Origin of the sequence: Brevinema andersonii, from assembly GCF_900112165.1 — a bacterium.
Lineage (GTDB): Bacteria > Spirochaetota > Brevinematia > Brevinematales > Brevinemataceae > Brevinema > Brevinema andersonii.
In genome coordinates, this window is sequence record NZ_FOKY01000001.1 from 355,306 (window position 1) to 380,237 (window position 24,932).

General features: G+C 38.4%; 25 protein-coding genes. 5 read left to right on the top strand and 20 right to left on the bottom strand.

The window, feature by feature from the left end; all coding sequences use genetic code 11:
* Positions 1-8: 8 nt before the first annotated feature.
* The 6 genes from msrB to BM018_RS01795 all read right to left on the bottom strand — a co-directional run bounded on the left by msrB (position 9) and on the right by BM018_RS01795 (position 6,459).
* Positions 9-1,103: a peptide-methionine (R)-S-oxide reductase MsrB gene (gene msrB, locus BM018_RS01770; protein WP_092317779.1), complete on the bottom strand. Its 1,095-nt coding sequence runs from the start codon at positions 1,101-1,103 to the stop codon at positions 9-11.
* Between the two features lie 58 nt (positions 1,104-1,161).
* Complete coding sequence (locus BM018_RS01775; RefSeq protein WP_092317782.1) at positions 1,162-3,684, bottom strand: DNA gyrase/topoisomerase IV subunit A; 2,523 nt, start codon at positions 3,682-3,684, stop codon at positions 1,162-1,164.
* A gap of 113 nt (positions 3,685-3,797) precedes the next feature.
* On the bottom strand, positions 3,798-4,331 hold the full coding sequence (locus BM018_RS01780) for a hypothetical protein (RefSeq protein ID WP_092317785.1): 534 nt from the start codon (positions 4,329-4,331) through the stop codon (positions 3,798-3,800).
* A gap of 989 nt (positions 4,332-5,320) precedes the next feature.
* The gene (locus BM018_RS07765) at positions 5,321-5,488 is read right to left on the bottom strand and encodes a hypothetical protein (RefSeq protein ID WP_159428130.1); all 168 of its coding nucleotides are present in this window, start codon (positions 5,486-5,488) and stop codon (positions 5,321-5,323) included.
* A gap of 64 nt (positions 5,489-5,552) precedes the next feature.
* Entirely contained in the window at positions 5,553-5,831 is a 279-nt protein-coding gene (locus BM018_RS01790; protein WP_092317791.1) for a hypothetical protein, read from the bottom strand.
* 136 nt (positions 5,832-5,967) lie between these two features.
* Entirely contained in the window at positions 5,968-6,459 is a 492-nt protein-coding gene (locus BM018_RS01795) for a hypothetical protein (RefSeq protein WP_159428131.1), read from the bottom strand.
* Positions 6,460-6,638: 179 nt separating this feature from the next.
* On the opposite strand from BM018_RS01795, the gene nagE reads away from it, so the two are divergent.
* Complete coding sequence (gene nagE / locus BM018_RS01800) at positions 6,639-8,069, top strand: N-acetylglucosamine-specific PTS transporter subunit IIBC (protein ID WP_092317797.1); 1,431 nt, start codon at positions 6,639-6,641, stop codon at positions 8,067-8,069.
* 22 nt (positions 8,070-8,091) lie between these two features.
* Here the strand turns inward: nagE and BM018_RS01805 are convergent, their stop codons facing one another.
* The 13 genes from BM018_RS01805 to BM018_RS01865 form a co-directional block, all read right to left on the bottom strand.
* Positions 8,092-9,534, bottom strand: a complete 1,443-nt coding sequence (locus tag BM018_RS01805; protein ID WP_092317800.1) for an exopolysaccharide biosynthesis polyprenyl glycosylphosphotransferase — start codon at positions 9,532-9,534, stop codon at positions 8,092-8,094.
* A 9-nt stretch (positions 9,535-9,543) separates the two neighbouring features.
* Complete coding sequence (gene nadE / locus BM018_RS01810) at positions 9,544-10,998, bottom strand: NAD(+) synthase (RefSeq protein WP_092317803.1); 1,455 nt, start codon at positions 10,996-10,998, stop codon at positions 9,544-9,546.
* A 49-nt stretch (positions 10,999-11,047) separates the two neighbouring features.
* The gene (gene gmk, locus BM018_RS01815) at positions 11,048-11,623 is read right to left on the bottom strand and encodes a guanylate kinase (RefSeq protein ID WP_092317806.1); all 576 of its coding nucleotides are present in this window, start codon (positions 11,621-11,623) and stop codon (positions 11,048-11,050) included.
* Positions 11,624-11,632: 9 nt separating this feature from the next.
* The gene (locus BM018_RS01820) at positions 11,633-12,508 is read right to left on the bottom strand and encodes a YicC/YloC family endoribonuclease (protein WP_092317809.1); all 876 of its coding nucleotides are present in this window, start codon (positions 12,506-12,508) and stop codon (positions 11,633-11,635) included.
* A 10-nt stretch (positions 12,509-12,518) separates the two neighbouring features.
* Positions 12,519-13,307, bottom strand: a complete 789-nt coding sequence (gene rnc, locus BM018_RS01825; RefSeq protein WP_092317811.1) for a ribonuclease III — start codon at positions 13,305-13,307, stop codon at positions 12,519-12,521.
* Positions 13,279-14,523, bottom strand: coding sequence for a beta-ketoacyl-ACP synthase II (gene fabF / locus BM018_RS01830; RefSeq protein WP_092317814.1), 1,245 nt, complete (start codon positions 14,521-14,523; stop codon positions 13,279-13,281). Before fabF ends, rnc begins: the two co-directional genes overlap by 29 nt.
* A 22-nt stretch (positions 14,524-14,545) precedes the next feature.
* Positions 14,546-15,292, bottom strand: coding sequence for a 3-oxoacyl-[acyl-carrier-protein] reductase (gene fabG / locus BM018_RS01835; protein ID WP_092317817.1), 747 nt, complete (start codon positions 15,290-15,292; stop codon positions 14,546-14,548).
* Positions 15,293-15,302: 10 nt separating this feature from the next.
* Positions 15,303-16,202, bottom strand: a complete 900-nt coding sequence (locus tag BM018_RS01840) for a hypothetical protein (RefSeq protein WP_092317820.1) — start codon at positions 16,200-16,202, stop codon at positions 15,303-15,305.
* 3 nt (positions 16,203-16,205) lie between these two features.
* Positions 16,206-17,324 carry a hypothetical protein gene (locus BM018_RS01845; RefSeq protein ID WP_092317823.1) on the bottom strand — a complete coding sequence of 373 codons (1,119 nt, stop codon included), beginning with the start codon at positions 17,322-17,324 and terminating at the stop codon, positions 16,206-16,208.
* Positions 17,325-17,334: 10 nt separating this feature from the next.
* Positions 17,335-18,264 (bottom strand): beta-ketoacyl-ACP synthase III, encoded by a 930-nt coding sequence (locus tag BM018_RS01850; RefSeq protein WP_092317826.1) that lies wholly within the window; start codon positions 18,262-18,264, stop codon positions 17,335-17,337.
* An 8-nt stretch (positions 18,265-18,272) separates the two neighbouring features.
* Positions 18,273-19,313: a phosphate acyltransferase PlsX gene (gene plsX / locus BM018_RS01855; RefSeq protein ID WP_092317829.1), complete on the bottom strand. Its 1,041-nt coding sequence runs from the start codon at positions 19,311-19,313 to the stop codon at positions 18,273-18,275.
* A 123-nt stretch (positions 19,314-19,436) separates the two neighbouring features.
* A complete protein-coding gene (gene rpmF, locus BM018_RS01860) occupies positions 19,437-19,628 on the bottom strand; it encodes a 50S ribosomal protein L32 (protein WP_092317832.1) in 192 nt (63 codons plus the stop codon).
* A 62-nt stretch (positions 19,629-19,690) separates the two neighbouring features.
* Positions 19,691-20,545, bottom strand: coding sequence for an energy transducer TonB family protein (locus tag BM018_RS01865; protein ID WP_092317835.1), 855 nt, complete (start codon positions 20,543-20,545; stop codon positions 19,691-19,693).
* Positions 20,546-20,620: 75 nt separating this feature from the next.
* On the opposite strand from BM018_RS01865, the gene BM018_RS01870 reads away from it, so the two are divergent.
* Together BM018_RS01870 and BM018_RS01875 are read left to right on the top strand one after the other, a co-directional pair.
* Positions 20,621-21,055 carry a hypothetical protein gene (locus BM018_RS01870; protein ID WP_092317837.1) on the top strand — a complete coding sequence of 145 codons (435 nt, stop codon included), beginning with the start codon at positions 20,621-20,623 and terminating at the stop codon, positions 21,053-21,055.
* Between the two features lie 47 nt (positions 21,056-21,102).
* Positions 21,103-21,882 carry an ankyrin repeat domain-containing protein gene (locus BM018_RS01875; protein ID WP_092317840.1) on the top strand — a complete coding sequence of 260 codons (780 nt, stop codon included), beginning with the start codon at positions 21,103-21,105 and terminating at the stop codon, positions 21,880-21,882.
* On the opposite strand, the gene BM018_RS01880 is transcribed toward BM018_RS01875, so the two are convergent.
* A complete protein-coding gene (locus BM018_RS01880) occupies positions 21,875-22,552 on the bottom strand; it encodes a hypothetical protein (RefSeq protein WP_092317842.1) in 678 nt (225 codons plus the stop codon). The genes BM018_RS01875 and BM018_RS01880 overlap by 8 nt on opposite strands.
* A 295-nt stretch (positions 22,553-22,847) precedes the next feature.
* Between BM018_RS01880 and lysS the strand changes: the two genes are divergently transcribed.
* Together lysS and BM018_RS01890 are read left to right on the top strand one after the other, a co-directional pair.
* On the top strand, positions 22,848-24,323 hold the full coding sequence (gene lysS / locus BM018_RS01885; protein WP_200778550.1) for a lysine--tRNA ligase: 1,476 nt from the start codon (positions 22,848-22,850) through the stop codon (positions 24,321-24,323).
* A gap of 108 nt (positions 24,324-24,431) precedes the next feature.
* On the top strand, positions 24,432-24,809 hold the full coding sequence (locus BM018_RS01890; protein ID WP_092317846.1) for a hypothetical protein: 378 nt from the start codon (positions 24,432-24,434) through the stop codon (positions 24,807-24,809).
* Positions 24,810-24,932 lie beyond the last annotated feature (123 nt).

Here is a 24,932-nt window from a genome sequence, read left to right on the forward strand (position 1 = left end):
TTCCTTTATTAAACAAATACAAGAAAATCTTTATAGCCTTCAGCTTCCATGTCTTCATAAGGAATGAAGCGTAATGCAGCGCCGTTAATACAATAGCGGATTCCTTCGGGTCCATCATTAAAAACATGGCCTAAATGCGAATCTCCAAATCGCGATCTCACTTCTGTTCGGTGCATAAAAAATGAATAATCAGGTTTTTTTACAATAAAATAATTGTCGATCGGACGAGAAAAACTTGGCCACCCTGTTCCTGAATCAAACTTATCTGCCGAAGAAAATAAAGGTTCCCCTGACACCACATCAACATATAAACCTCGTTCTTTATTATTGTGGAAATTCCCTTCAGAAAATGCTGGTTCCGTCTCGTTTTCTTGTGTTACTTTGTAGGCCAGAAGACTGAGTTTTTGTTTAAGTTCTTCCTGAGAAGGTTTTTCAAATTCTGAAAAGCGTGTAAAATATTCCAGTATAATGCTATGAAAAAATGGTTTGTTGGTCAGCAGCAACGCTTGCGGAATTTTGTTCCAAACTTCGCAGATATATTGGTTACGTCCTGAATTTTCTCGATATAAATTGTAATGAAAAGGATTTTTTTTCTTGTAATCCTGATGATAGTCTTCACCCGGATAAAATTTTTCAAATTGTTCAATCTTCACGGCAATTGGCTTATTAAAATGTCCCGAATTTTCGAGAGTATAGATAGCACTCTCTGCAACGATTTTTTGTTGATCGCTATGGTAAAAAATGGCAGGAGCATATTGATTTCCTCTATCAACAAACGAGCCACCTGCATCCGTAGGATCAATAAGCCTGAAGTATGCATTAAGAAGCATTTGATAGGAGATTTGATCTGGATTGAACAGCACTTGAACTGCTTCTCGGTGTCCTGTAGTACCTGTGTTAACTTGTTCATAAGTTGGATTTTTAGTGTTTCCACCTGTGTAGCCTGAGGTAACACTGATTATTCCGTCTAGATTTTTTAAATCTGACTCGATACACCAGAAGCAACCTCCTGCAAGTGTTGCTGTTTCAATTTTGTTTTGAGCGGACATGGGAACCTCCCAGCAGAAAATAATGGATAGCAGGGCTGCATAATTTTTTTTCATTGCTTCTCCTTATATAAGATAGAAAATTTTTAGACAATCCGCAAATTTTAACGCATTTTTATTCGTAAAGTGAATCGCTACCGTGATTTTGCTGATCAGTCATTGCTTTGGATTCTTTAAGTTCGAGGTCCTCGGGTGGAACTACTGATAATGCAGTAATTTCATCGTCCACTTTCATTACCAGCAGCTGTGATGCATAATTCGTAACATCAGAAGCTTTTAGGGTAGCACGCTGCCCTGCCTTTGAGACGATAAATACCGATTCATTTTCTTTTACATAAGCAAAATCAGTAATAAATTCGCCGTCGCGAAGGTTGATAAGCTTATAACCCTTGCCGCCCCGATTAGTCAACTGCGAAAAATCTTTGGGATTTACCCGGCGTCCGCGTCCGGTCTGTGATACAAATAAAACATTTTTATCACTTTCGTCGACTGCCATACCAATAACCGAATCCTGTTCATCCTCAACTCTGATAGCACGTTCCCCCATAGCTCCACGGTTATGTGGTGTAAACAATTTCTCATCTAGCTTGAAGCCTTTACCTTTGCGTTTGACGAATAAAAGTGTATCATTTCCGGTAGTTTTAACCGCTGACATCAATTCATCTCCCGGTTTCAGTTTGAGTGCAATGACTCCCGAGCGTGAAATATTTCCAAACAAGCTTAACGGAATCCGTACCCCTTGTCCGAATTTGCTGGCAAATACGATATAGTGCTGGTCATCAAAGCGGTCTACAAACATTACGGCGGCAATATCTCCTTCAATCGATTCCAAACGGGGAACACTGTTAGTATGACGTACTTGTAATCCATTGCTATAGCCTGCTATTTCGTAGCCTTTTACCGAGTATGCTTTTCCATCGGAAGTAAAAAATAAAATTGTATCTTTAATGTTACAAGCTGCTGAGGCAATAATATAATCTTCTTCGCCTAATTTTCGGCCTCCTGTGGCGTTACCTGTTCGTTTGCTGCCGCGGCCGATCGTTTTATTGGAAGGCTCGATTTCTACAAACAAATACCCTTGATGTGAAATTGCCAAGTGCATAGATTTGTTTTCGATAAATTCTTCGTTGTCTAATTGTGGTACATCCGTGTTACCGAAAACAGTACGCCTTCCATCACCGATGTCTGCACACATGTCTGCAAGTTCTTTTTTAATTAACGCATCGCGTTTATCTGAGTTTTCCAAAAGCTCCGTAAGTTCTTTTATTTGTTCAGTGAGCTTAATTTTTTCTTCCTTAAGCCTGTCCACTTCCATACTGGTCAAACGTTGTAGGCGCATTTCAAGAATTGCTTGAGATTGTGTTTCCGAAAGCAAGAATTGGCTCATCAGACTATCTTTTGCTGTTTTTGTGTCAGCTGAACCACGGATTGTTTTGATAACTTCATCGATATTTTCTTGTGCGATCAGGAGCCCGTTGACAATATGTAAACGTTCTTCGGCTTTGCGCTTGACAAAACGGTGTCTACGGTCGACTACAATCCTTCGATGTTCAGCAAATGAGCCGATTAATGTTTTCAGTCCTAAAAGTTCTGGCCTATTTTCGCGCAGCGATACCATGTTTACAGAAATATTAATCTCTAAACGCGTTTCTTTGTATAGAATAGATTTGATTGTATTGGCAATGCTTTCATCTCCTGTTTTGCCCAGTTCAACCGTAATCCGCATACCGGTTTTTGATGATTCGTCTCGGACTTCTTTAATATGTCTTAATGTATTGGCGTATTTGTTTTTTTCGTCAGCAATCAAGGCCACAATTTCTGCAACAATCCGTGATTTAATTGTTTGATAGGGAATTTCTGTGATCACTAATGAATGAGATTTTTCTTCCCAATGGATCGAACCAGCAACACGAATCGAACCCTGTCCTGTTTCATAAATATTTCTTAAATTTGAGCGGTTGGTAATGCATCCACCTGTCGGGAAGTCAGGACCTTGAATATGTTTCATAAGTTCATCGAGTGTAATATGCTCGTTATCCAGATAAGCTGAAGTCGCACTAACAATTTCTTTAAGATTGTGAGGTGGAATGCCAGTGGCAAACCCTACGGCAATTCCTTCAGTACCATTACAAAGTAGCTGTGGAAACATCCCTGGTAGTACCATGGGCTCTTCAAGTGTGTCGTCGAAGTTCGGACGAAAGTCAACGGTGTCTTTTTCGAGATCGTTGAGCATATAATATGCCACTTTAGATAATTTTGCTTCGGTGTAGCGCATAGCAGCGGGAGGATCGTTGTCAATTGAACCAAAATTTCCTTGTCCGATAATCAAAGGATACCGTGTTGAAAAGTCTTGAGCCATCCTCACTGCTGCATTATAAACAGATGTATCACCATGAGGATGATATTTCCCCAAAACATCTCCCACAACACGGGCGCATTTACGTGTCTGTTTGTCGTATAAGATTCCTAATTCATGCATAGAAAATAAAATACGACGGTGTACAGGCTTGAGACCATCACGGGCATCAGGAATAGCACGGCCAGTAATGACACTGTAAGCGTAATTTAGATAGGAGGTTTCAAGTTCGTTTTCAAAATAGGATGGACTAATACCATCGTTCAAGAATTCATTACTCATAAGCACTCCAAAATGTGTTTGTATAAATTATAGCTTTTTTCGATTTTTCGCAATAATACAACAGTGCTAATAAAAAACCGGATAATTCCGGTTTTTTATATAAGGGCAGGTGTTTATGGACGTCTATATAAAATGTCAGTTCCAAAGTTTGGAACAGAAGGATAACTTCCTTGGACTGCTTCTGTAAATCTAGTATAATAATTCCAAGGATTAATTTCGAGAATAATCTTTTGCTCCTTAAAAAAAGCAGTAATAGTCTTACCTTTGTATGCTGCAGTATAAACTTCATATTCTGCCTTAGAGGCACTTATTGCACGTATAAATCTGTAAGTGGTTTCTGTTCTATCCAACCACGAACAAGTTGTTTTGACATCTCTTTTTAGTGTAAAGCTTCCATGTATTATTTCATTATTTTCTAATTTAGAATATACATTCCAATTCCAATAGTAGTTAGTCGTAGATTTTAAATTATCTGTCCATTGTTTATTAAGCTCTCCTTGTGTTGGTAAGGGAGGAATTGGGCTTTGAGGGTTTTGATTTTCCAGACTTCTGATATTATTTTCAGGATTATTATTTTTTAGGTCTTGTACTACTTCACATCTAGATAATCCTATACTCAGGATTAATAAAATTAATACTTGTTTCAAATCGATCTCCTTTATTTATTGTTGTATAAGGTGTTACGCGACAATATAAAATATTATAAGTTTTGTTGGCCACTTCTGAAAATATGGAATATGTAAAAAGAGTGATTTTTAAAATTATATCCATAGGAGCATAAGTAAAAATAGGTTTGTCATACATATTGTATTATGAATAATCTGTATACAGCTTTACTATCGCTTATAGCTTTTTTGAAATAATGAAATTCTGAATTTTGCTTACCCATATCGTCTAATTTTATAGGGAGATAAAAGTACCTGGTGTTACGATCCATATAATTCATAGTAGAATAATTGTTATTATAATGGTAATAATTCATCAGTATCTCTTAAGTTACTAAGCCAACTTTTATCAAACTGAGCTTGAGATTCCCCTAAATCTTTGTTGAAGTCACGACCAAAAATTGGTAAAACAGGTATACCTCATGAATCTTTCATCGTAATTTCTTCTGAAAAATATATGGAACCAGTTGGAGCAATTTCTGGGGTTACAAGATCAGGCCCTTTAAAGGTATTGTCATTATAATGCGAGAAAACATGATATGTTGCTTTAGTAGCACTTATAGCATTTGTAAAATAAAAAACCTGTTTAAAAATACTACTTATTTTATTCTAATGGTAAAGCCTAATGAGCTGTCTATAGGAGTTCTTTTCATTGAATGTACCAAAGCGATAATTACCCCTGGCATTTAAATTGCCGGTCTAAGTTCTTTAAGTTCGTCCTGCGTAAAAATTAACTCTATTCCTTCCGTTTGATCAGAATTAGTATTCAAATATTTAAATACCTGACAGTTAGATAATCACATATCTGGGATTAATAAAATTAGTACTTGTTTCAAATCGACCTCTAATATTTAGAGGTAAAATATATTATAACATTTTTCCTATTTTAAGTCAAGCATTATTTGTATATTTCTTATATTTATATGCAAAATACAGGTTTTTGTTTATTTTTTACAAGAATATGCTTGTTGTTAGGGATTGCGGTAAAGAACATCGGTTTTAAAACCATCCAGACCTGGAATACTACTATTGTTTGTATAAGTTAGTACAACAACTTCTTTATAGGAATGAAAAAGAGCAGCACCAGGGTGTTGAGTAGTAATGTTCAAAAGACCTGTTCTCTGAAATACTACTCCCATACTTTGATTATTGAAGAAATAACAGTAAAGAGCTTCTGTACTACTATTTGCTTTAATTAAGTCATTATTCCATTACAGACTTATTATTAGTAGTGGAAAAACTACCTCTGGTTGATATGGTAGCTTTTTTAGTAGAACCAGAAAAACCATCCCAATAATAAATATCTGTAGATTGTAAGTTGCTGATCCATAATTTATCCAATTCTTGTTGTGACAGAACTGGCGGATTATTTAATGAACCAGCTGAATTTACTGACATATTTGATTTGTCTAGTGCCTCTGTGTTATTAAAACTGGCAGATTCACACCCTGCTAAGAGAAAAAATATTACTATTTTTTTCATGACCTAAACTTCCATAAATATCTAGATTTTTGAAATTTAAATAATAATTTTATTGGATATAGTAATTGAAACGATATCCTAAGATGCAAAATATTAAAAGCTTATTGTTTTAATAAGCCCTAATCAAGCTTTAAGCTTATCTACGGTAAGCAATATCAGATTGATAACCGTCAGAAAATGCTTTCATAAGGACTTCTCTAGTATTTGCGATTTTTGACGGAAAAAATTCTAATGTAACTTTATAATTTCCCAAACTATTTGATTGAGAAAATGTAGCATCCATAATATAAAGATGAGCATGGGTATAAGCAGCTCTAGATATTCTTATAGTTTTGTAAAAAGTATAAGTTTTAAATATTTTCGCTTTTCCGGCAATTGATGCTACATCTCGAACCTCTTTACTTATTTGACCATTCCAATAAATAAGAACATATGACTTTAAATCTTTAATGTAAAACTCTTGCTGAGAGAAGAAAGGAGGGAGAGAAGCTGTGTCTGATTGCTGATTTTCTGAAGATACTACAGTATCTTTTATATTTTTTGACTCTTTGAGTAATTCCCATCCCAGTAATCCGATACTTGAAGTAGTCATGAACAAAATCGTTGATTTTTTCGTATTATTTTGCACCTATGATTGTCCAAAATATAGTATAATTTATTCTATATTATTTTATTGCTTTATGTCAATCTTTTATGTTATATTAAGGAAAAGTATTTGATTTATGTCGGAATAAATTGAAAATAAATAAGAATTTTTTTAGCTTTATGGAAAGAAATAAACTTTATACTCATGTTTAAGGAGGCAATATGTTTGGATATCTTCAGCGTATAGGAAAGTCGTTAATGGTGCCTGTTGCTGTACTGCCTGCTGCGGCAGTTTTGATGGGCATTGGCTACTGGATTGATCCGGTGTCTTGGGGGGGAAATAATATTTTTGCGGCACTTCTGATCAAATCAGGGGCTTCGTTGATCGATAATATGGGGATTTTATTTGCTGTAGGCGTTGCCTATGGTATGGCCAAAGACCGTGACGGAGCTGCGGCTCTTACGGGTTTGACGGCTTGGCTTGTAGTGACAACGCTGTTATCTCCGGCTGTGGTAGCCCAGCTGAAGGGGATTCCTCTTGAAGAAGTGTCGCTGGCTTTTGGCAAGATTCAAAACCAATTCATTGGAATTTTGTGCGGTATTATCTCTGCCGAAATTTACAACCACTTCTACCGCACCGAGCTGCCTGCTGCTTTGGCGTTTTTTTCCGGCAAACGGCTGGCTCCCATTATTACTGCAGCTGTGATGGTGCTGGTTTCGTTTTTGCTGATGTATGTGTGGCCAGCTGTGTTTTCAGGATTGGTAGTATTTGGGATTGCTATTTCCAAACTCGGTGCGGCTGGGGCCGGGATTTACGGTTTTCTCAACCGTATTCTTCTTCCAGTCGGGCTGCACCATGCTCTGAATGCAGTGTTTTGGTTTGATCTTGCCGGCATCAACGATATCGGCAACTTCTGGTCGGGCAACGGCGTCAAAGGTGTTACCGGAATGTACCAGGCAGGCTTTTTCCCGATCATGATGTTCGGATTGGTAGGAGCTTGTTTGGCGTTTGTGTCGACTGCCCACCCCGAAAGAAAAAAACAAGTTGCATCTATTATGCTTGCAGCTGGATTTGCATCGTTTTTCACCGGTGTCACTGAACCGATAGAGTTTTCATTTATGTTTCTAGCTCCTGGGTTGTATGTCCTGCATGCTGTGCTGACTGGATTGTCCTTATTTATTGCAGCGATGATTCAAGCAACAGCAGGCTTTGGGTTTTCTGCGGGACTGATAGACTTTATTTTATCGTCGCGCCTTCCCTTGGCCAACAAGCCGTATCTTCTACTTCTGCAAGGGCTGGTGTTTTTTGCAGTGTATTTTGTTTTGTTTCGCCTGTTGATCCAGTGGCTTAATCTCCAAACACCAGGACGTGAGGATGATTTTGATGAAATTTTAATTGAAACAGGTGGACAATATTCTGAAATTGCGCGCAGGATTTTTGATGCGCTCGGTGGAAATGACAATATCGGTACGCTTGATTATTGTGCAACGCGTTTGCGATTTGGTTTGATTGACAGTTCGAAAATTGATGAACAAACAATAAAAAGTGTTGCTTTAGGAATTTTAAAGCCTGATAATAAATCTGCTCAGATTATTATCGGTCCAAATGTTCAGTTTGTAGCTGATGAAATAAAAAAATTACTTAAATCCTAAAATACGGCCTAAGGGGCCGTATTTATTTTGCACCGCGTGCTGTTAAAACAGCTTTAGGTGTGTTCAGAAGAATAAGAATATCCAAACTTGGATGCCAGTTTTGCATATACCAGACATCTATTTTCATGCGGTCAAGCCTGTCTGTATCATTGCGTCCACTGACCTGCCATAAGCCTGTTAGTCCTGGTTTTACTTGAGCATAAAGTGGAAGGAGTGTAGGGTTGAGATCTTCAATTTCTCCTTTAACAAAAGGACGAGGTCCAATGAGGCTCATTTCGCCTGCTAAAACGTTGAACAACTGTGGAAATTCATCTAAGCTATATTTACGAAGGAAATGGCCGATCGGCGTGATACGTGGATCGTTATTTAATTTGAAATAGGTGTCCCATTCTTTTTTTAATTCATGGTTTTGAGCAAGTAGCGTATTAAGTTTTTTATCGGCATCTTGATACATGGTGCGAAACTTCCAAATTTTGAATGGCTTGCCGCCGCGTCCAATGCGGCTTTGGCGGTAGAAAATCGGACCTTTTGAGCCCAGTTTGACAGCTAGCCCCACTACAAAAAATAAAGGCATACATAGTATTGTGATAATAATGCCTAATGTGAAATCCATAGCATCTTTAAACAAGCGTGCAGTCAGTGAATTGAGTTTGTTTTCAAGGTTGATGATGAATAAACGTTCTGAGAATAGATATTGAACTCCAGCGTTGATGAGTCCTAAACTGTGATCTGGAATAACAAATACCCTTCGAAATCTGCTGTAAAGCGATTCAATCAAAATACTCTGCCCCAAAAGAGACTCTCCAATCACGAAAACCGAACCACAATGTTTTTTGGCTACTTCGTCTACCGAATGGAAAACGGGTATTTTTTTTCTTAAAAAATGATAGTGATCAATGTCTGCGTCGGGTATAAAAAAGTATCTCGGTTCAAAGCCTAAATACGTATCCTGTGCGAAAATTTCAGCGATGCGGATCATTTCTTTGATATCCTGCATTTTACAGGACAACACCACGCTGTAACGCCAAAAGCCGACTAAATATAGAATTTTTTTAAGTATCAGCCGGAATAATGGTACTAATACAGTCATCAAGAGAAATGTAATGATAATAATGACGCGACTTACTTGTATGAAAACCTGGCTGAAGTTAAATAATACTAGATAAGAAATTAAAAAAGAAACAAATAGTGCCTTCCAAATAATAATAGTTTCTTCCCAAAAAGTCCAGCGTTTTTGATAGAGGTTGTGGATAAAAAAAATGATGCCGATAAGCAAAGGAAAAATATCTGCTTCCGTGACTGAATAAGCGGCAATGTTGATGGCAGGAAAATCCCACGGTAAAACATAAGGGAAAAACAATCGTATTTTAATGGCAAGAGATAAAGCTATGGCATAAGCACAATAGTCACTGAGTGATAGAAAGAAAATTTTTCGGATAAGGTAAAATTGTGGCATTTTACGCATAATTTTCTCCTAGAACCACAAGCCAACAGTACACGGAACGTGCCAATCAAGTCCAAAGTAACGTTTGGATATTTTGAGTCCGATTGCGGTTTGGCGGCGTTTGTATTCGCTGCGGTATAGTAGTGTGAAAATTTTTCGGACATCTTCCGGTCGCCCGAGTCGTTCGGAAATCTGATGAAAATCGAGATTTTCTTCACAATGCAGATACAAAACCTGATCAAGAAATTCATAATTAGGTAAACTATGTTCGTCTTCCTGCCCCTCATGGAGTTCGGCACTGGGAGGTCTTGTGATGATCTGTTCAGGGATAATAATGTGATCTCTATTGATGTAGCGTGATAAAGCTCGGACTTCGGTTTTGAGCAGATCCAAAATAGGAGCTAATCCTCCACAGGTATCGCCATAAAGTGTACAGTAACCCATTGCGACTTCGGTTTTGTTTCCAGTTGCGAGGACTAGTGCATTAGTATCGTTGGCAATGCTCATAACAATTGAACCTCGAATCCGAGCTTGAATATTTTCCTTCCAAACTCTATTGTGCAAGAATGAAAGTTCGTTTAGAAATGTATTGTAAAGATTTTCAATACTGATTTCTTGGAGGTGAATATCTAAATTATTACATAAATTTCGAGCTTCATTAGTGCTAATTTCTGAAGAAAAATGTGATGGCAGATAAACAGCCGAAATTTTCTCCTTGCCGACCGCTGCAACGGCTAAAGCTGCAACTAATGCTGAATCAATACCTCCACTGACAGAAATAAGAATGTTTAAAAAATTATTTTTTTCAAAGTAATTACGGATACCTGTTATGAGGGCTTTGTAAAGAATTTCTTCTCCTGCAGGGATTGGTTCAATGCGGTAGGTTTGTGGACTATTGATATCAAGAGTGATAAAATCTTCTTCAGCAAACTTTAAGCGAGCAGCAATTTCGCCATCAGGACGAATCACCGTGCTGAGTCCAGAAAAAATTAATTCGTCTGTTGCACCAGCTAGATTGATATCAAAAACCCAAGCTTTTTTTTCGCCTGCAAGAATACGTAATTCGATTTCATGAGCTTCAGGTACATTTTTCTCGAAAATTTTCGGCCCCAGATTGACGAAAACTTCAATATTTTCTTTTTGGAACATTGCTGGAAAAGGGATGTGACGTTGCCCAGGATGCTTCGATGAGAATTGTCCATAATGCACCTGTCCGTTGGAAAAAACCTCTTCTCCACCTGAAAATATCGATAAATTATTACCTTCTGTTTCGCGGGCGATTGCTTCAAGGGAGGCTTTAGTGGTGTTTCTAAAATCTTCGGAAAGAGTTAAATTTCCCAGCGGAAATCCTGTTACAGCTCCGAAAGGTAAAATTAAAATATTAGCATTTTCTTCAAGGGCACGGCTAATGGCTGTGCGAATTTTTTTTTGATTTCCTAAAAAATCTCCTAATTTTGGATTGAGTTGAGCTATCGAAATTTTCATGAACGCACCTTAAAATTTTCTCCTATTTTATCATGAAAATTGTTTTTTTTCAAGCTTTAATGATTGATCGAATGCATGTTTCGAGTCTGTTTAGACTTTCGTTGATATCTTTGTTAACAAGTACATAATCGTAATGATTTTGTTTGTGGATTTCTTCCCAGGCGTTTTTCAGCCTGTACTGAATACTTCGTTCGTCGTTGGTACCACGAAGTTTTAAACGTTTTTCAAGTTCTTCTATAGACGGCGGTGCAATGAAAATCAGAAAGGACTGCACTCCAAAAATTTCTTTAATATGAACTCCACCTTTGACATCAAGGTCTAAAAGACAATGCTTTCCTTCATGACAAATACGGTCGAGTTCGGTTTTGAGGGTGCCATAATAGTTACCATGAACTTGTTCCCATTCGACAAAAGCTCCTTGCTCGATCAATCTGTGAAAATGTTGTTTGTCAAGAAAATAATAGTCTTTCCCGCAAATTTCACCGTTTCGCATGGGACGAGTTGTTGCAGAAATCGAAAAACCGATCATTTCGGAAAAAAATTCTAGCATTTGTTTATAGAGGGTGGTTTTTCCTACGCCGCTCGGCCCCGAAATAACAATGATTTTTTTCTGCGCAATTTCCATTTCTTTCTCCTAAACAATATTCCGGAAATGTTCACGCATTTTTTCTATTTCGCTTTTGATGAAAATAGTTTGCTCTGTAATCCCGAAATCTGAAGACTTCGCTGCAATTGTATTTGTTTCTCTGTTCATTTCTTGGGCAATAAAGTCAAGCTCTTTTGAGCCACCGTGTTTTTTCTGAACAAGAATATCTTTCATCATACCGATATGGCTTTGAAGCCTGATAATCTCTTCATTAATTGCTGTCCGGCCTGCAAAAATCTCCACTTCAATGCTAAGCCGTTCTTCTGGGGGTTTGGCTTGTGTTATTTCGGTCACACGTTGAGCGAGAGCCTCTTTGTACCGCGCGAGCGCTTGAGGATAACGTTCTTTAATCACCGTTAAAGCGGTTTCGATGGAATTTAATGATGCTTTTACATCTTCGATAGTATTTTCTGCCTCTACCAACATCATAGGCAGCATTAAATTAATCAATTCTTGAAGCTTCGATCCTAAAAAAAGAATCACATCTTCTCCAATTTCAACATTTTCACAATTAAGTACATGCGGCAACGAAAGAATTTCCCGCGCTGTTATCGAAAATGGAATTTCTAATTCCTCGCACATTTTTTTCGTTTCCCTTAAGTGAGATTTAGCAGCTTCAATGTTGATAAGTGTTGTTGATCCTGTACTATCTTTTTCTGTTATCCGAAGGCTAAGATCTATTTTGCCACGTTGGAGTGTTGCGTAAACAATCTTCCGTGCTTCCATCTCAAACTGAGAAAAACGTGCCGGTAATTTCGCACGAAACTCAAAATAACGTGAATTCACGCTTCGAATTTCCATTTCAGCATCGAACGTATTATGAGAAAATCTTAATGATGCCTGTCCTGTCATACCTCGAATCATAAGTTCCTTCTTACACGGAGTAATCGTCTTCGGTTGCTTTGAATTCCTTAGCTATTGCCGAATGCGGGTCTTCCGTTGCGTATATTTTTATTTGTTCTAAAATTTTTTTAGCGGCTCCTTGTTCGGCTTCTTTTTTGGAACGCCCCTTTGCGGTAGCGAAGAAAGAACCTACTTCTGCTGCCACCGTAAAAATTTTTCCATGATCAGGACCTTCCGTGTCAACTATAGTGTATTGCGGATAATGACGTAATCCTTTTACCGTGATTTTTTGCAGTCTTGTTTTAAAATCATGAATACCTTCGTTTTTGAACAATAAAATACGTTCAAAAAAAAGACGATATATGAATTTTTCACATTCTGCAAGTCCTGAATCTAAAAAAATTACTGCCAATACGGATTCAAAAATGTCACATAGAACCTTTTGCTGTGCCCGATAATCGTTTAATTTTTCACCGCCTCCAAGTTTGATCAGATCTAAAAGTTTAAGTTCTTCGCTAACTTCAGCAAGTGTTTTTTCATCCGCAAGATTGGACTTAAGTGCAGACATCTTGCCTTCGGAAAATTGCGGAAAATTTACATATAAAATCTTTGCAATGCAAAGCCCGAATACTGAATCTCCTAAAAATTCTAAACGTTCATACGAATCGTTCGATTCACCGTTGCTGTAAGAAATATGTGTCAACGCAAGATCTAACATCTCGAAGTTTTTCACCTTGATCCCGAAACGCATACAGTGTTTTTTAAGAACTGTGATACGTTTTGAGTCTAGACTAGACTTTTTTGAAAATAACCGAAACATTATGTCCGCCAAAGCCAAATGAATTGCTCATCGCAATATGAATATCATGTTTTTGCGCTTTGTTGGGTGTGTAATCAAGATCGCATTCAGGGTCCTGATGATCAAGATTAATGGTCGGATGAATAAGATTATGCTCCATCATTTTGAGGACAGCAATGCCTTCAATAGCGCCGGCTGCTCCTAATGTATGTCCTATCATGGATTTAGTGGAATTTAGTTTAACATGATAAGCATCTTCCCCAAATGCAAATTTTACAGCTTGTGTCTCAGCCGTATCCCCTAATGGAGTAGATGTCCCATGAGTATTGATTAAATCAATATTTTCTGGTTTAAGTCCGGACATATTGAGAGCATGTTTCATTGCTAAACCTGCACCTTCGCCATTTGGATGGGGAGCTGTAATATGATGAGCATCTGCCGTAGCTCCGTAACCAATGAATTCTCCATAAATACTAGCTCCACGTTTGACTGCGTGCTCGTACTCTTCCAGCACCATAATACCGGCACCTTCTGACATCACAAAACCATCCCTGTCAATGTCAAACGGACGAGAAGCTTTTTCGGGAGTATCGTTGAAGTGAGTTGACAAAGCACGTGCTTGAATAAAGCCTGATAATCCTAAAGGTGTTAAAGTGCATTCAGCTCCTCCAGCAATTATGGCATCCGCGTCACCTAATCGAATGTGATTAAAGGCTGTCATTAACGAATGGGAACCCGTAGCACATGCTGAAGTAACTGCATAATTTGGTCCCATAAATCCATGCTCTATAGCGACGTAGCCTGAAATAATGTCTAAAATGGACATTGGAACGAAAAGCGGAGATACACGTTTATAGCCGCGTTCGAGATGATTTTGTGCATTTTCATAAAGCGACTGCAATCCGCCGATCCCTGAACCAATCAAAACACCCACTCTACTTTTATCGAGACCGGAATATTCTGTTAATTTTGAATGTTTAATTGCTTCATATGCTGCAATAAATCCATACTGAGCAAAGCGATCCATTCGTGATGCGAGTTTTTTATCCATAAAATCTTCAGCATTGAAATTTTTAATCTCTCCCGCAACCTGTACCGGTAAATCTGAAACATCAAAACGATCAATCCTGGTAATACCGCTTTTTCCTGCAGCAAGATTTTCCCATGTTTGTTCAACATTTTTTCCTAATGGTGTTAGCGCCCCCATTCCTGTGATAACTATACGACGAATGCTCATATTTCCTCCGGTATTTTATTTTTTACATTACCATTCCGCCGCAGATCGATATAACCTGCCCGTTAATATAGTTGCTTTCTTCCGACGCTAAAAACGCTGCCAACGCCGCAACTTCTTCGGTTTCTCCCATGCGTTTCATAGGGATGGCAGTTAAAATTTTATTCTTTTCGACTTCCGGGAGTACATGGGTCATGTCTGTGCCAATAAAACCCGGTGCAATTGCATTGACATTAACTCCACGTCCGGCAAGCTCTTTAGCTGTGGATTTTGTCAGTCCGATAATCCCTGCCTTAGCAGCGGCGTAATTGGCCTGACCGGCATTACCCATGATTCCAATCACCGAACTAATATTGATAATTTTGCCTGAACGCTGTTTCATCATGATCGGATAAACTGCTTTTGTACCATAAAATACGCCTTTCACATGCACATCTAGCACAAGATCAAAATCTTCCGGACTCATGCGCAAAATTAAATTGTCTCTTGTAATACCTGCATTATTGACCAAAATATCGACTCTACCAAAAATTTCTTTAGTGCTGGCAACTAAATTTTCCACTTCATCAAATTTTGCTACATTTGTTTGGATAGTTATTGTTTTGACGTTGTATTTTTTTGCGATTTCTTCTGCTACTTCTGGCGAAGCTGCTGCATTCGATGAAGAAATAACAATATTTGCCCCTTCTTCAGCCAAGCGTTCAGCGATCGCCCGTCCAATACCGCGTGTTGATCCTGTGATAATCGCATTTTTCCCTTTTAATCCTTTCATATGCACCTCTTTATTGATAATATCGGTTGTTGTAAGCGTATTCAAAAAACGTACGGTAGAAAAAAAGCGCATCTTGCCGAAATGCAAAATCGTAGCGTGCAAACTGGCCCTCAACCCGTCCCAACATATAAGTATTGCCTCGGAATAGATTTCGTAACGTCCTGGCTTCGGCGGCATCAATAGTTTTGTTGAGCTCAAGTACACTAATACCTTTTTCGTAATGTGAAAATGTTGCTGCATTCAAATCAAAGGCAAAATCCTTTACAAACGACTGCCTATTATTGGTGCCGAATAACGTAACTTTGATGATCTGGCCGCCGGTGTCATAAGAAACAAAACGTTTTTTTGAAAAAACCAGTAATTTTAATGTACCAACTGCACAATAAGCAGGTTTTACTACAGGTTCCCGAGTTTTCTTAAACCAGACACTTAACTGGTAAACCCCTTGCTTATTGTAAAAAGTTGTTAAATTTGTCCTAAATCCCAAAATTTCAGTGCCACTTATTTGGTCTTTGTGATATAAAAATTGCTCATATGGTTGGTACAGTGTTTTTTTTAGTCTTTCAGTACGCGTGCTGTGAAAACGTTTTAATGCTGCTTCTACGTCGAAATTAGGGTCCCCAGGTTCAATCAGAGGTGCTAAATTTGTTGCTGCTTGCCTGCTGTTGAGTGTCTGTATAATGCTCTTTAGTTCTTCTTCTGTGAGGTCTGGCTTTGGTTCCTGTGCTTGGATTTCTATGGGTGTTCCGACATCCTCTTCTGGAGAATATTCTGTTTCATACTCGTTGTAGGTTTCAATGGCCTCATCAACCGGGGTTTCGTACTCTTGGGGGTAATAGGCATCATATGAATCTTGACTGTAAAGCCACAAAACAGGCATCAAGAAAACAATCAGTGGTATCTTTTTCATAAACTACCTAAACAGAGGGCTTATTGGATCGGGAGTCGAGATAAACTTACCTCGAGCGTATGCATCAAGAAGAATTTTGAATCCCCGAGTCAAGCCATCACTCAACTGAAAACGAAGCTCTCCTCCTGAACCTTTAATATAATATTCTATTCTATCGTTGTTTTCAAAAAGATCAACAAGAGCTCGAAGGTCTTTTTTGGTTAGAGGCAATTCGTATCCAAGATACCAGACAATCTCATCAAATGACTGATAATTTTTCTCACCATCCAGCTTGATTTCCGAGCTCCAAAAATGCCGTGTTTTTTCACCAGAGAGCATAATAGTAAATGTTTCTTTAGGATCTGCAGGATCAAATTGTGGATTATAAGCTGCTTCTTGTGCTTCCAAAATTTTATTGTAGATAACAATAGTATTGCTGTATGCCCGGTAAAGTTCTTCATAGTTGGCAAGAATTTGTAACTCTTCAGCTGTCAGAGAAGCTTTCGAGTTGGCAAATACTTCTGCTATGCTCGGAAATTCCGGAATACTTTCGACTTTCATGACTTCTATTTGCTCAGCAACTATTTTTGGTTCCATATAGTGCAGACTTGTATAATTGTAATTTTCAGGATTATATTCAATATATTCTTGGTAATTTTCTTCTATGTTATCTGTTATGCTATTTGTATTTTCATCGCTGGTGTTTTGATTTTGATCTTGTGTATATTCTTCGAGTGTTTTTTTGAGCGTTTCATCAAAAATCTGCTGAAAAAGTGTGTAATTGCTCACTTCTTCGTAGTATTTTATAAATTCGCTTCCATAATTGGATATATTGATTTCCGGATTTTTTTGGAGTTCGGCGATGCGGTCAAACGAGGATAACGCAAATTCTGTAGTTAAGCGTCCCTTAATTACACCAATTACTTCGTCATCGGGGATGTAATAGTTGGTGCGCTGATATAATAGGATATTCAAATCAAAAACATCATTAGGACGTGTACCTTTTACCCCAGTAAGGGTCGAACTCACTTGAGTCCCGATTTTACCTGGGGAATCAACTGAGCGTTCGAGGTAATTTTCAAAAAGCTGAGATTGACTGAATCCTAAAACAGGAACCACCAAAAAAATAAATAAAAACCGCATAAAGCCTCTTTTACCAGCGAATTAAACTGGCTCCCCACGTAAAACCACCACCTAAAGCAACTGTTGCCACAAGCATGTCTTTTTTGAGGATGCCTTGAGTCTCAGCATCAGCTAATGCCAATGGAATGGTGCAGCTGCTGGTATTGGCATACTTATCAACATCAACAAATGCTTTTTTCTCAAGCCCGAGTCTTTCTCCGACTGCTTGTATAATTCTAAGATTGGCCTGATGCGGTACAAGAAGATCAATATCTTTGAGATTGATGCCTGCTTGGGAGCAGACATTTCGAATTTGTTCGTCCATAATGCGCACTGCTTGTTTGAAAACAGCTGTGCCATCCATACGAATAAAGCATTCTCCGTTTGTTTCTTTTGCATAAAGCAAATCGCCAAAAGTCCCATCGCCACCGAAAACGGTCTTGATAATTTTGTGTTGTCCTCTGTCTTCCACCACAAATGCTGTAGCTGCATCGCCGAAGAGCACACAAGTATTTCTGTCTGTCCAATCAATGATGCTACTGAGCCTTTCTGCTGTAATACACAAAACTTTTCGAGCGAATCCGCTTTTGATATAGGCTTCAGCAGCTGTAAGAACATAGATAAATCCAGCGCATGCAGGTCCTATGTCGAATGCTGGAATTCCTGGGATATTTAATTCCTTCTGAACCAATGCCGCAATAGAAGGAAAACGGAAATCTGGAGTGACTGTCGAACAGACAATGAGATCAATACTATTAGGATCGCTATTTTCAAGAGCTTTCCGTGAGGCTGCTAAAGCCATATCTAAGGTTGTTTCGTCAGGATCCGCAATATAGCGTGTTTTTATGCCTGTGCGTGAAACGATCCATTCATGCGTTGTATCTACAATTTTTGATAAATCTTCATTTGTTTTAACATTTTTGGGTACATAGATTCCAATTTTATTAATTCCTATTCCCATATTCTTTCCTAATTTCTACTTATTGATTCAAGCCAAGTCTGATTTTTTTCGAGTTTATTATTGATTTCTTGAATGACATTATTTTCTATGGTTCGAACGCAGGCATCGATTGCATTTTTGAATGCTAGACTGCCTGATGATCCATGTCCGATTAGCACAATTCCTTTAACCCCAAGCAGCGGTGCCCCTCCAAAAATTTCCGGATCGAGTGCGTCTTTCACACGCTGGAATGCAGGTTTTGCTAGCAGGGCACCAAACAATGTTATAAAACTGTTTCGAAATGCGTTTTTAAGCATCGTTGAAAAGCCAGAAGCTGTGCCTTCGATAACTTTTAGTGTAATATTTCCAACAAAACCGTCGCAAACAATAACATGAGCTTTTCCTTTAAATAATTCTTTGCCTTCTATATTACCTTTGAAATTCAAAAATCTTGTCTGTTTCATTTTTTTGTAAGTATCACGTGCAAGTTTTGAACCTTTGTATTCTTCTTCACCTGTGTTCAGTAGCCCAACAATCGGTGCGGGAACGTTCATCATGAGTTCATAATAAATCTGGCCCATAAGTGCAAATTTTACAAGATCTTCCGGAGTGGTTTCTGAGCTGGCCCCAACGTCTAACAACATCGACGTATGACCTCCAATTCCTTTTGTTAGAAATGTCGCAAGTGCTGGTTTTTTAATACCGGGCGCTCTTTTCAAAATCAGGGCTGCTCCTGTCACAATTGCTCCTGTATTGCCAGGAGAAAAAAATGCATCCAGTTCGCCATTTTTGTATGCCGTAAGACCTACAACTACACTAGAATTAGGTTTTGTGCGCACAGCTGATAAAGGCTCGTCATTCATGGTGATAATGTTATCTGCATGCATAATAGAAATATTTGAAGGTCGTTCTATTTTTTGACAGACATCATCCAAAAGAATGGCTAGTTGTTTTTTGTCGCCGATCATTATGATTTCAGCCTGAGGGTGCATTAAAGCTCCTTCGACGGCGCCTTTTACTAAGTACCAAGGATCCCGTTCGCCGCTAGCAATGTCTACACCTATTCTCATGATAATGCTCCGTTTGCTTAAATTAACATATTATAAAGCAAGACGTGAAATATCGCAAGAAAAAACTTTAAACACAAAAAACGGGCGTTCCGCGCCCGTAAAATAAGAAAATGATTTGAAACCTTAAACCTCTTCTATACCTGCGAATACTTTTCGGCCCTTATAAGTTCCACACGAACTACAGACACGATGCGGTAATTTAGATGCTCCGCAATGATCGCATTTGGTGAGATTAGGGGCTTCCATTTTGTAATAGCTGTTAGCTCTTCGGATGCGAGCATGGCATTTAGACATTTTCTTTTTGGGTACGCCCATGATCTGCTCCTTCAATAAAAATACGAAATATTATAACATGTTTTCTGATGTTTGTCAACTTTTCAACGGGCAAGATAAATAAAATGAAAACGAATTTTAACTTCTTCTTCCTTAGCAAGCTCTTCGGGTAGAGGACCGAAATTTCGAGCAAATATAATAGAATTCAAACTTGCATTGTCTACTGTATCTGATCCAAATGATGATACAATTCGCGCATCCTGCACCGATCCATCCCGGCCTATCGTGTATTCGACAATGACAACGCCGTCTTTTAGCAGACCTTGATAATACTGGTAAATAGGAAAAAATTCTCGGTGATATTTTTCAATTTTTTTCTGCATATCAATGAAATAGGATGCATATTCTTTTGCTTCAGTAGCAACACTGATACGACCATTGTTGTATAGGTTAACCAGAGGAGGTTTGCTGACATCAAACAGTAACGGTGCAGTGGTGCCTCCTCCGGCTTGTTTTTGCGACTGAGCAGTTGGTTTTTTACTGGCTGATTCACCTGCTTCGAGCTGATTTTTTCCTTTTAATGAGGCCTTTTCTTGAGGAATTCCCGAATCATTACCGTCTTGTCCCAAGTCGGCAGCTTGATTTTGAGGTGCATAATTATAAGTTTTTTCTTTTGTAGAGTCGAAATTAAGACTACTATTGACATTGTTTTTGTCAGAAATCGATGCATTTTCATCTATTGTAGGAGTTTCTGTGCGTGTTTCAAGAATAACGTTCTGTACGGCCTGGCGCGGGATTTTTTCAAAATCAATTAAGCTCCGAAGATGAGGTGATAAGCTCATCAGCCAAAAAATATACATATGCACGGTCAAAGATAGCCATAAAAAAAGCAGTAAATATAAAGCGCTTTTTTTTGACTGTTCGGAAAGGTGAAAGATTTTTGTTTTTTCCCCGTTCAAAATGTTTCCTAATTTTTCTTTCTTTATATATAATATAATATCTGCATAATTTTTGTCAACAAAAGGGGCAGAAAAATGAAGAAATGGACCATTTTTATCTATATCCTGTTAGTTATCGTGGTTGGTATGTCTATTACCGTAATGCGTCAGGAGCTTAACTACAAACAAGCTTCATGGATTAATGGTACACCCAAGCTTTATCATGTTGGCAGAACAGTAGTTCGGGCTGTGTTTGAAGTAGATTCAGCAGCGGCGATTTACTGGCGGGTTTATCAGGTGGACGCTCCTGAACCGAAGCTTTCAGATTTCACCAATATCAATCTCGAAAGCTTCGAGGGTTTGACAGCTTACGGAGGATCATTCAGCCAGGGTTCGAACAATAGTTATACCAACTTGGCAGATGGTCTCCTGCCTTGTACCGATTATATTTTGTATAGTGTTGCTATTTCGTATATTGGTCCGTTCCGAGGCAAAATTAAACGTGTGCCATTCCGGACAAAAAACGGTTGACTTCAAGCAGAAAATTTTTTATAATTAAAAAAAATCGGAGGTATATTATGAATTGGATTATATTAGGTGTTTTGATGCTTTCTTCATTAAAGGCTTATACTGAAGATCCTCCAGCTCAAGAAGTAATAACTACTGAAGGAACTGTAACCATTGAACAAACCAATTTAATTCCGATTTCTGTAGAATCTTCTAGCGATTTCAATCCCGAAGCAACGGCATTATTAATGGTTGCTGCTCGTACTGGCGATCTGGATACCGTCAAAAAACAAATTACCAGAAATGCTGACGTTAATGCGCGTGCCTTTCCTAACGTAACAAATGGAGCTACAGCTTTGATGTGTGCGGCAGGGACTCGCCATTTTTTGGTGATGAAGTTTTTGTTAGATATGGGCGCTGGTGTTAACCTGACAGCGGAACGTGATGGAATTACAGGAATTACGGCGCTGATGGTGGCTGCACATAACGGGCCGGTCCAAAATGCTGAAATGTTGGTCAGTTATGGTGCCGATATAAATGCAACCACAGGTGGGCGTCTTGCTGGGAATACGGCGTTGATGTCTGCTGCATCAGGCGATAGGCCGGAGGTTATCAAATATCTTTTAAGTTTGGGTGTAGATGTCAATGCCCAGACTGATCAGGGTTTGACAGCATTAATGATTGCATCCCAAAAAGGGAGCATCGAAAGTGTAACAGCTCTTTTGGAGTCGAAAGCTATTAATTTGCAGATTCGTGATAAAAATGGAAAACATGCTCTCAATTATGCGTTTGAGCAGGGTCATGAAGATGCGGTCGAGGCCTTAATCGAAGCGGGTGCTCGATTTAATTAAATCTCCATTGTTTATAGAGAATTTCAGCTCTTACCTTCACTGGATTTATAGAAAGCTTGGGCGTATTTAATACGGTTTCTGGATTTTGTTTAGCTTTTTGCGGGTCTTTCTTATGAATTTTGATAGCTTCTTCTACCAAAAAATGCGCGAATGACTGGTTGATAAAGTGTTTTTTACCTTTCGTTGAATGGAATGCTTTTCTATACATTTCGTGTGCGGTGCGGAAATCTTCAGCCTGACGAGCTGTCTGTGCGTAACCGTAATAATAGTAGTAATTTTTTGATTTAAGTGACTTTTCAAAGAAAATTTTTGCTGAATCGTAATCATTAAGACCGGCAAAAGATTCTCCAATATTAAAATTTAATTTTGCTTTTTGTTTAAGACTAGATTTTTTGTCCATAATGTTTGTGCCGATATGAATTGCTTTCTTAAAGCAGCCGCTTTCTCTAAGATACGAAACTAAATCGAATTGAAGGCTTGTCGAATTTTCTAAGATGTTACTGTGATGACATAAAACCAGTGCTGCATGATAGGGATTGGTTTTTGATAAAGAATAAGTGTAACTTTTGAGCTGTTTTTCTTGAGAAAAGCTGGGAATGATTAAGGTATTTTCAGGTGACGTTCTATTGCAACTGATGAATAACAATAGTGGTAAACTTAGGTATTTCATAGTTTTTTATTAAAAAATTGGCCTCACGGAGCTGGAGTTCTTGACTATCTCTTTTTCTACCGATTATTATCTTGCCAGGCAAAACCACTAAAGAATGAATCCAAAACTCCTTGAGGATATTTACAGATTATCTTTAGTGGTTCAAAATAACTTGAGTTGATCAATTGTAAGATATAAATATAAAGAGATAGTCTGACTTATTGTAACTGGGAATTTTCAAAAAGTCAAGAAAATATAAAAACTCTTGAGAAAAATGTTAAATTTTAGTATAATAAGCAAAAATAAAAGGAATTTTATGATGAACCATACGGAAAACAGTTCGGATGAGCGCAATATTCGCCTGCAAAAGCTTGATACTTGGAAGAAAAAAGGAGTTGATCCATTTCCCTCGCAGCCGGAAATTGCTAGGAATTTTTACTCGGCAGAGTTGATCGCGTTGTTTCAAGAAAATTCCGAAGAATCGGTTGAGGGTGTAATTGCAGGGCGTATTATTCTCAAGAGGGATTTCGGAAAAGCCGGATTTATTACACTTAAGGATGAACAAGGCACAATTCAATTGTATTTCCGCCAAGATGTTCTAGGTGACAACCTCTTTGAGTGTTATAAGCTGCTTGATTTAGGTGATATTGTGTCGGCAAGCGGAGAAATGTTTTTCACAAAACACGGGGAACCTACACTGAAAGTACAAGCATTCAACCTGCTGGCAAAGGCTTTAAGGCCTTTGCCAGAAAAATTCCACGGCCTCGAAGACGTCGAGACCCGTTATCGGAAACGTTATCTCGATTTGATTGCAAACCCTAGCGTGAAAGATGATTTTATCCTCCGTTCGAATCTTGTGTTTGAATTGCGTGATTTTTTACATAAAGAGGGCTTTCTTGAAGTTGAAACACCTATGATGCATCCTGTCGCTGGTGGTGCTATGGCTCGTCCATTTGTTACGCATCATAATGCTTTGGACATGGAATTGTATCTGCGTATTGCGCCTGAGCTGTATCTCAAACGGCTGGTAGTAGGTGGAATGCATAAAATATTTGAAGTCAACCGGAATTTCCGAAACGAAGGTATTGATACGAAGCATAATCCTGAGTTTACGATGGTGGAAATTTACGAAGCATATACGAATTGGCGTGGTATGGCGGATTTGTTTGTAAAAATTATGTGTCATTTGGGACAGGAGTTGAAAAATGCTACTCTAATAGAGTACCAAGGCCGTCAGGTAGATATCGGGAAATGGCATGAAATTTCCTATATGGAAGCGCTTCGGGAAAAGGGTGTTGATCTTATTACTTTAGCTGACGTTGGAGCTTTGAGAGGTGCTGCTGTGCAATATGGAGTGGAACTTGACGGTGTAACGGAATATTGGGATATTGCTGCGTGTCTTTTTGACGAGCTTGTAGAGCCGGATCTTATTGATCCGACGATTGTTTACGATTATCCTGCAGCAATTTCGCCACTTTCAAAACGTAAAGCCTCTCATCCTGAACTGGCGGAACGTTTTGAAGCTTATGTGTTTGGGATGGAGCTGAGTAATGGATTTTCTGAGCTTAACAACCCACTAGAACAGTATAGAGTTTTTGAAGCTCAGGCACACCGCAAATTTGAGGGTGATCTCGAAGCGATGAATGTGGATGAAGATTTTATCGAAGCCCTCGAGCAAGGTTTGCCACCTACGGGAGGAATTGGTATTGGTATTGATCGTCTTGTGATGCTTTTTGCTGATAAATCTTCTATTCGTGATGTGATTCTGTTCCCGGTAATGAAGCCTAAGTAAAAAAAATTAAAAAAAAACTCATAGAATTCAAGTTTATGCCGATTGTGCTCCGAAGTTAGAATAAAATAACAAAGAACGGAATCTCACCTCTTTGTTAAGGAGGCTTTTATGAAATATAAATTGCTTCTTCCTTTAAGTCTTGCGGCGACGGGTGCAGCATGTTCACAGGTAGCTCCTGAAGCAATTGATATGCAAGGGCTTTGGAAGTGGTCAAATGTTGATACTGGTGCAGAGGTGCCTGTTCTTAAAACTCACACACTGGTACTGAAAAATAATTCTTTTGAGGAGTCGATTGAAGAAGGTCAAGCGATGAAATTATCTGATCAAGGTACTTATACTGTAAATCAGAGAGGTTCTGATATTTTGCTGCATTTATCGGGTTCGACTCCGAAAGTTTATCACGGAAAGTGGACTGTTGGTCAGTTTATGGTTGAACAGACAAATAGTGTTAAGTTAGATTTACCAGCTCTTTTCAAAAGGCAATAACAAAACCCTTCCTATTTTAGGAGGGGTTTTGTTATAAATGGTTATTGCTATTAAAAAATTGCAAGAATATTAAAGTAATTCACTAGAAACTTTGATAATATATCATATGTTGTGGGAAAGCAA

Coding starts and splice junctions, on each gene's coding strand:
- BM018_RS01775 (WP_092317782.1), bottom strand. CDS start 3,684: ATGAGTAATGAATTCTTGAACGATGGTATTAGTCCATCCTATTTTGAA.
- BM018_RS01875 (WP_092317840.1), top strand. CDS start 21,103: ATGAATTGGATTATATTAGGTGTTTTGATGCTTTCTTCATTAAAGGCT.
- rnc (WP_092317811.1), bottom strand. CDS start 13,307: ATGTTTCGGTTATTTTCAAAAAAGTCTAGTCTAGACTCAAAACGTATC.
- gmk (WP_092317806.1), bottom strand. CDS start 11,623: ATGGAAATTGCGCAGAAAAAAATCATTGTTATTTCGGGGCCGAGCGGC.
- BM018_RS01845 (WP_092317823.1), bottom strand. CDS start 17,324: ATGCGGTTTTTATTTATTTTTTTGGTGGTTCCTGTTTTAGGATTCAGT.
- fabG (WP_092317817.1), bottom strand. CDS start 15,292: ATGAAAGGATTAAAAGGGAAAAATGCGATTATCACAGGATCAACACGC.
- rpmF (WP_092317832.1), bottom strand. CDS start 19,628: ATGGGCGTACCCAAAAAGAAAATGTCTAAATGCCATGCTCGCATCCGA.
- BM018_RS01850 (WP_092317826.1), bottom strand. CDS start 18,264: ATGGGAATAGGAATTAATAAAATTGGAATCTATGTACCCAAAAATGTT.
- BM018_RS01790 (WP_092317791.1), bottom strand. CDS start 5,831: ATGAAAAAAATAGTAATATTTTTTCTCTTAGCAGGGTGTGAATCTGCC.
- BM018_RS01870 (WP_092317837.1), top strand. CDS start 20,621: ATGAAGAAATGGACCATTTTTATCTATATCCTGTTAGTTATCGTGGTT.
- lysS (WP_200778550.1), top strand. CDS start 22,848: ATGATGAACCATACGGAAAACAGTTCGGATGAGCGCAATATTCGCCTG.
- BM018_RS01880 (WP_092317842.1), bottom strand. CDS start 22,552: ATGAAATACCTAAGTTTACCACTATTGTTATTCATCAGTTGCAATAGA.
- fabF (WP_092317814.1), bottom strand. CDS start 14,523: ATGAGCATTCGTCGTATAGTTATCACAGGAATGGGGGCGCTAACACCA.
- plsX (WP_092317829.1), bottom strand. CDS start 19,313: ATGAGAATAGGTGTAGACATTGCTAGCGGCGAACGGGATCCTTGGTAC.
- BM018_RS01820 (WP_092317809.1), bottom strand. CDS start 12,508: ATGATTCGAGGTATGACAGGACAGGCATCATTAAGATTTTCTCATAAT.
- nagE (WP_092317797.1), top strand. CDS start 6,639: ATGTTTGGATATCTTCAGCGTATAGGAAAGTCGTTAATGGTGCCTGTT.
- BM018_RS01890 (WP_092317846.1), top strand. CDS start 24,432: ATGAAATATAAATTGCTTCTTCCTTTAAGTCTTGCGGCGACGGGTGCA.
- BM018_RS07765 (WP_159428130.1), bottom strand. CDS start 5,488: ATGGGAGTAGTATTTCAGAGAACAGGTCTTTTGAACATTACTACTCAA.
- nadE (WP_092317803.1), bottom strand. CDS start 10,998: ATGAAAATTTCGATAGCTCAACTCAATCCAAAATTAGGAGATTTTTTA.
- BM018_RS01805 (WP_092317800.1), bottom strand. CDS start 9,534: ATGCGTAAAATGCCACAATTTTACCTTATCCGAAAAATTTTCTTTCTA.
- BM018_RS01840 (WP_092317820.1), bottom strand. CDS start 16,202: ATGAAAAAGATACCACTGATTGTTTTCTTGATGCCTGTTTTGTGGCTT.
- msrB (WP_092317779.1), bottom strand. CDS start 1,103: ATGAAAAAAAATTATGCAGCCCTGCTATCCATTATTTTCTGCTGGGAG.